Source organism: Streptomyces sp. CO7 (assembly GCF_053474865.1).
Window position 1 is genome coordinate 39,065 of sequence record NZ_JBRIOU010000010.1, and the last position, 6,196, is coordinate 45,260.

At 72.3% G+C, this 6,196-nt stretch carries 6 protein-coding genes and 1 pseudogene; 6 read left to right on the top strand and 1 reads right to left on the bottom strand.

Translation table 11 applies throughout. The features are described from left to right. Positions 1-191 (bottom strand): annotated as a pseudogene (locus ACOV8S_RS28455) (hypothetical protein); the annotation flags it as partial. A gap of 458 nt (positions 192-649) precedes the next feature. Between ACOV8S_RS28455 and ACOV8S_RS28460 the strand changes: the two are divergent. The 6 genes from ACOV8S_RS28460 to ACOV8S_RS28485 all read left to right on the top strand — a co-directional run bounded on the left by ACOV8S_RS28460 (position 650) and on the right by ACOV8S_RS28485 (position 6,099). Further along, positions 650-994 (top strand): YbaB/EbfC family nucleoid-associated protein, encoded by a 345-nt coding sequence (locus ACOV8S_RS28460; RefSeq protein WP_108956940.1) that lies wholly within the window; start codon positions 650-652, stop codon positions 992-994. Between the two features lie 70 nt (positions 995-1,064). Beyond that, positions 1,065-1,664: a recombination mediator RecR gene (recR, locus tag ACOV8S_RS28465; protein ID WP_448321376.1), complete on the top strand. Its 600-nt coding sequence runs from the start codon at positions 1,065-1,067 to the stop codon at positions 1,662-1,664. Continuing rightward, positions 1,657-2,316: a DUF5063 domain-containing protein gene (locus ACOV8S_RS28470; protein WP_448321377.1), complete on the top strand. Its 660-nt coding sequence runs from the start codon at positions 1,657-1,659 to the stop codon at positions 2,314-2,316. The genes recR and ACOV8S_RS28470 overlap by 8 nt, the downstream gene beginning before the upstream one ends. Positions 2,317-2,560: 244 nt before the next feature. Continuing rightward, positions 2,561-3,838 (top strand): aspartate kinase, encoded by a 1,278-nt coding sequence (locus ACOV8S_RS28475; protein ID WP_448321378.1) that lies wholly within the window; start codon positions 2,561-2,563, stop codon positions 3,836-3,838. 324 nt (positions 3,839-4,162) lie between these two features. Then, positions 4,163-4,861 carry a SigE family RNA polymerase sigma factor gene (locus ACOV8S_RS28480; protein ID WP_448321379.1) on the top strand — a complete coding sequence of 233 codons (699 nt, stop codon included), beginning with the start codon at positions 4,163-4,165 and terminating at the stop codon, positions 4,859-4,861. 185 nt (positions 4,862-5,046) lie between these two features. Continuing rightward, a complete protein-coding gene (locus ACOV8S_RS28485) occupies positions 5,047-6,099 on the top strand; it encodes a hypothetical protein (RefSeq protein WP_448321380.1) in 1,053 nt (350 codons plus the stop codon). The last annotated feature ends 97 nt before the right edge of the window (positions 6,100-6,196 follow it).

Sequence of the window (6,196 nt, forward strand, 5' to 3'; positions counted from 1 at the left end):
GTCCTGCCGAGGCCGGCGCGCCAACCGCCGGTCCGGCCGCCGGTGCGCGCCCCGCCGGACCGGGCGCCGGCGATGCCGGTACCGGGGGGCCGGTCGCCCGCGCCCGACGGCGCCTCGGACCGCCCGCCCTCACGCGACGGCGACGACGGCGGCTCCTCGGACCCGCTCTCCGGCATCTCCGGCTGACTCACCCGGCTACTCCCCACACACCTGTAAACGATCACTGCCGACCCGCCCGGCGGCCGCCTGCCCGCGCCCGCCGTCGCCGCCCCCGCGGTCCGGGCCACGGCCGGCCCTCCGGCTCCAGCGACCGGATCCCGTACCCAGCGTCGGCACTGTGCGTGACGCGGTGATCACGTGGCGTGCTCCGCGTGTCGGCACCCTTCCTACCCCCCAACGAGTGGCACAGGCAGCGGTTTGAACCACGGATCCGCCCGTAAGTGGCCTTTCAACAGGCGCAGGAGCCTCGACACGCTCACCCGAAAGTGTGACGGAGCGGCCATCGCGTCGACCGCGTAGGCTCGTTCAAGAGGGGTGAATCTTTCCGCCCTCACAGGAAAGACGTGTCCGTGACGTGTCGTGTTCCGGCGTGTCGGAACCGTCGTGCCCGGTGCGAACGCGCCGGCCCAGCGAGCTCAGGAGCTGAATCGTGTTTCCCGGTGGTGGCCAGCCCAACATGCAGCAGTTGCTGCAGCAGGCCCAGAAGATGCAGCAGGACCTGGCCCGCGCCCAGGAGGAGCTGGCGAACACGGAGGTCGAGGGTCAGGCCGGCGGCGGCCTGGTGCGGGCCACCGTCACCGGTTCCGGTGAGCTGCGCGCCCTGGTGATCGACCCCAAGGCGGTGGACCCCGAGGACACCGAGACCCTCGCCGACCTGGTGGTCGCCGCGGTGAAGGCCGCCAACGACAACGCGCAGGAGCTGCAGTCCCGCAAGCTCGGCCCGCTGGCCGAGGGACTGGGCGGCGGCAGCGGTATCCCGGGTCTGCCTTTCTGACCCGGGGGGCGGCGACTACCGTACGCAGAGGGCGGCTCCGTCGGGAGCCCCGAGGAAGGCAGGCAGGGCGTTGTACGAGGGCGTGGTCCAGGACCTGATCGACGAGCTGGGAAGACTCCCCGGCGTCGGTCCCAAGAGCGCGCAGCGCATCGCCTTCCACATCCTGCAGGCCGAGCCGACGGACGTCCGCCGGCTCGCCCAGGCCCTCATGGAGGTCAAGGCCAAGGTCCGCTTCTGCGTCACCTGCGGGAACGTCGCGCAGGAGGAGCAGTGCGCGGTCTGCCGCGACCCCCGGCGCGACCTCGCCGTCATCTGCGTGGTGGAGGAGCCCAAGGACGTGGTGGCGATCGAGCGGACCCGCGAGTTCCGCGGCCGCTACCACGTGCTGGGCGGAGCCATCAGCCCCATCGAGGGGGTCGGCCCCGACGACCTGCGGATCCGGGAGCTGCTCGCGCGGCTCGCCGACGGCACCGTCACGGAGCTGATCCTCGCCACCGACCCCAACCTGGAGGGCGAGGCCACGGCGACGTACCTCGCCCGCATGATCAAGCCCATGGGCCTCAGGGTCACCCGCCTGGCCAGCGGCCTCCCGGTGGGCGGCGACCTGGAGTACGCGGACGAGGTCACCCTCGGCCGTGCCTTCGAGGGGAGACGACTCCTAGATGTCTGACGCAACGCTGCACTCCACCGCGATGGACCCCGGTGACTTCGCGGTCCAGATCGCCGACCAGGTCGAGAGCTTCCTGGTCGCCGTCACCGAGGTCGCCCGGGGCGACGAGCCCGACTCGGCGGTCCCGTTCCTCCTGCTGGAGGTCTCCCAGCTGCTGCTGGCCGGCGGACGTCTCGGCGCGCACGAGGACATCGTGCCGGACGAGCGCTACGAGCCCGACCTGGGCCCGGAACTGGACGTCGACGAGCTGCGCGAGCGGCTGGCCGCGATGCTGGACCCGGTCGACGTCTACTCCGAGGTGTTCGACCCGTACCAGCCGCGCCGCGCGCCGGTCCCGGCCCGCATCTCCGACGACCTCGCCGGCGTCATCACCGACCTCCGCCACGGCATGGCGCACTACCGCGCGGGCCGGGTGACCGAGGCGCTGTGGTGGTGGCAGTTCTCCTACCTCTCCAACTGGGGCGCGATGGCCTCGGGCGCGCTGCGGGCCCTGCAGTCCGTGGTGGCGCACGTCCGGCTCAACCAGCCCCTGGAGGCGCTGGACGGCCTGGACACCGACGAGCACCTCGAGGAGGAGGCGCTGGCCGAGGCCGCGGGCGAGGTCATGTTCCAGGAGATCGCCGGCCCGCTCGGCCTGCGCCGCGTGAAGTGAGCCGCACGGCGACGTGAAGTAAGCCATACGGCCTGCTCAGGGGTTTACCGTCACCCGTCCGGGGGAGGCGCGCCCTCGGCCGGGGCGGTGCGGGAGCCGCCCCGGTCGCCTGCGGGCGGCGGCGCACGAACGGGACATCTCATCATCCGGTTGACCGGATGGGATTTTCAGCCGCTCGTTAGACTGAATCGACCGCCGCACACCTGTGCGCGCGGCTAGAGACGGAAGCGAGCGAGGAGCGCACGTGGGCCTTGTCGTGCAGAAGTACGGAGGCTCCTCCGTAGCCGATGCCGAGGGCATCAAGCGCGTCGCCAAGCGGATCGTGGAGACGAAGAAGAGCGGCAACCAGGTGGTTGTCGTGGTCTCCGCGATGGGCGACACGACGGACGAGCTGATCGATCTCGCCGAGCAGGTGTCGCCGATCCCTGCCGGTCGCGAACTCGACATGCTGCTGACCTCCGGAGAGCGGATCTCCATGGCGCTGCTGGCCATGGCGATCAAGAGCCTGGGCCAGGAGGCGCAGAGCTTCACCGGCAGCCAGGCGGGTGTCATCACCGACTCGGTCCACAACAAGGCGCGCATCATCGATGTCACGCCGGGTCGCATCCAGGCCTCCGTGGACGAGGGCAACGTCGCGATCGTCGCCGGTTTCCAGGGCGTCAGCCAGGACACCAAGGACATCACCACCCTCGGCCGCGGCGGTTCGGACACCACCGCCGTCGCCCTCGCCGCCGCGCTGGAGGCGGACGTCTGCGAGATCTACACCGACGTCGACGGCGTGTTCACCGCCGACCCGCGCGTGGTCAAGAAGGCCCGGAAGATCGACCGGATCTCCTTCGGCGACATGCTGGAGCTGGCCTCGTCCGGGTCCAAGGTGCTGCTCCACCGGTGTGTGGAGTACGCCCGCCGTTACAACATCCCGATCCACGTGCGGTCGTCCTTCAGCGGGCTGCCCGGCACCTGGGTCAGCAACGAACCCATTGAGCAAGGGGAGCAGCAGGTGGAGCAGGCGCTCATCTCCGGTGTCGCCCATGACACCTCCGAGGCCAAGGTCACGGTCGTCGGCGTGCCCGACAAGCCGGGCGAGGCCGCGGCGATCTTCCGCGCGATCTCCGACGCGGAGATCAACATCGACATGATCGTGCAGAACGTCTCGGCGGCCTCCACGGGCCTGACGGACATCTCCTTCACGCTGCCGAAGTCCGACGGCCCCAAGGCCATCGAGGCGCTGGAGAAGGCCCGCACCGCCATCGCGTTCGACTCCCTGCGCTACGACGACCAGATCGCGAAGATCTCCCTCGTCGGCGCCGGCATGAAGACCAACCCGGGCGTCACCGCCGACTTCTTCGACGCGCTCAGCCGGGCCGGCGTCAACATCGAGCTGATCTCCACCTCGGAGATCCGCATCTCGGTGGTCACCCGCGCCGACGTGGTCGCCGAGGCCGTGCGCGCCGTGCACACCGCCTTCGGTCTCGACTCGGACAGCGACGAGGCCGTCGTCTACGGCGGCACCGGCCGCTGACGGAACGCCTCCGCTGGAACCGGGGCCCGTCTTTCCTCGTCCTTGGGTGAGGAAAGGGGGGCCTCGTCCGCTTTCTGCGGGCGACGAAACCCCTGGCCGGCGGCCATGAGCTTTATATGATCGGGGCGGACGTGTGTGCGGTCCGGCCGGCGCCTCTTGCCTCGGCCGCTGTCCCGTCCGAAGATTTCCCTTTCGCCGTCAGGGCGGTCGGGGGGACGTTCCGGGGGACGGTCGACGTATTGGGGAAGAGCGGGGCATGAAAGATTTCGGGACGGGTTCGACGAGGGCGTACAACCCTCAGGGGGGTCGGGACGTCCAACGGGCGTGGCAGAGGTTCTCGAGTTCCCCGTGGCGGCACGCAACGCCGGCCTGCGCCCTCGCCGGTCCCCCAGACCCGGCGGTACGCCGGGTGGCATGCCGGTGATCGCGCCCATGCCGTCGGCGCGCCGCGCACGTGTACCCGCTCCCCGGCAGGGTGACGGCGTCATGCCGTCCCAGGCCACCGGCTCCACCGAGGCGGTGGCCGAGGCCGGAACCACGGTCGACCACCTCACCGCGACCTACCGGGAGCACTACCGGTCGCTGCTGCGCCTCGCGGCGCTGCTGCTCGACGACACCGCGTCCTGCGAGGACGTGGTGCAGGAGGCGTTCATCCGGGTCCACTCGGCCCGCCGCCGGGTCCGTGACCCGGAGAAGACGCTCGCCTACCTGCGCCAGACCGTCGTCAACCTGTCCCGCTCGGCGCTCCGCCGCCGCATCCTCGGCCTGAAGCTGCTGTCGAAGCCGATGCCCGACATGGCGAGCGCCGAGGAGGGCGCCTACGACCAGCTGGAGCGCGACTCCCTGATCAAGGCCATGAAGGGGCTGCAGCGCCGCCAGCGCGAGGTGCTGGTGCTGCGCTACTTCTCCGACATGACCGAGGCGCAGGTCGCCGAGACGCTGGGCATATCCGTGGGCTCGGTGAAGGCCTACGGCTCCCGCGGCATCGCCGCCCTGCGCGTCGCGATGGGAGCGACGGCATGAGCGGTCCCGACGACGACGACCTGGCGCGGCGCACCGCTTTCGGCCGTTCCCGGCCGTCTCGGGTACGCCGCACCCGCCACTCCTGGCATCCTTGGCTCCCGTCGGACCACGGTCCGGCGGCGCAGAGCCCGAGCGCCTCCAGCCCGCAACCCAGCCCGCACGAACCGCACGGTGGGAACGAACCTGTGAACGAACGCCCCGACGAACAGAGCCTCGGGTCCGGGCTCGGTCCGGACGAGGCGGAGCTGCGACGGCTGCTCCACCAGGCCGTCGACGTGCTCGAGCCCAGCGACGACACCCTGGACTACCTCCGGCACGCGGTGCCCGCCCGGCGGGCCCGCAAGCGCCAGGCCCTGGTGGGCATGGCGGCGGCCGCCCTCTTCGCCGGCACGGCCGTCCCCGCGGCGGTGCACGTCTCCACGGCGGGCTCCGCCAAGGACGTCCGCGCCGGCAGCGCCTCGGGCGGCACCGAGGTCCAGGGCGGCCAGGGCGACGACCTGCACACCGGGGTCACCGCCGGCACCGCGCTCCCCGGCCTGCCGGGCGTCACCGACGACGTCGGCTCCCGGGGCGGCGACAGCAAGGGCGGCAAGGACGCGGGCGCCGACGCGAGCGCCCCGGCGTCCGCCCCCACCTGCACGGCGGCCCAGCTGTCGGCCCCCGTCGGGGAGCTCGGCCCGGTCGGCGCCGACGGCAGCGTCTCGGGCGTCTTCCGCGTGTACAACTCCTCGATCGCGGGCTGCTCGGTGAGCGACCCGGGCACCGTCTCGGTCAGCGCTCTGGGCGCGGCCGACCCGGCCCGGATCGCCGTCGTCCGGCAGGCCGGCGACCAGCAGGAGTACGAGCAGCTGCTGCTGGCCCCCGGCAACTCCTACGAGATACGCGTCTCCTGGGTCGCCTCCGGTTCCTGTCCCACCGACGACCCGGTGGAGTCCCCGACGACCTCCGGCGGAACGGACGGCGGCGGCGGCGACGCGGCGGGCGGCCAGGACGGCGGCACCAGCGCGCCTCCCACCGTGGGCGGCAGCACCGACGGCCGGGTCGGCTCGACGGGCAACGAGGGCACCGAGGACGGCGTGTCGACGCAGCTGGGCAAGAGCCAGGCGAACGCGGACGGCAGCGTCGTGGTCAGCTACCGCCCGCAGGGCGCGGACGCCGCGGGCGCGGCGGCCTCGGTGACGGTCCCGGGCGCGTGCGCGGGCACCGTGTACCGGACCGGGATCCTCGCGGGCAGCTGAGGCCCGCGGCCCGGGCGGGGCGTCCGGACCGGATCGAGTGGACCGGGGCGCCCGGACCGGGCCGGACCGGATCCGGTCCGGGCGCCCCGGTCCACTC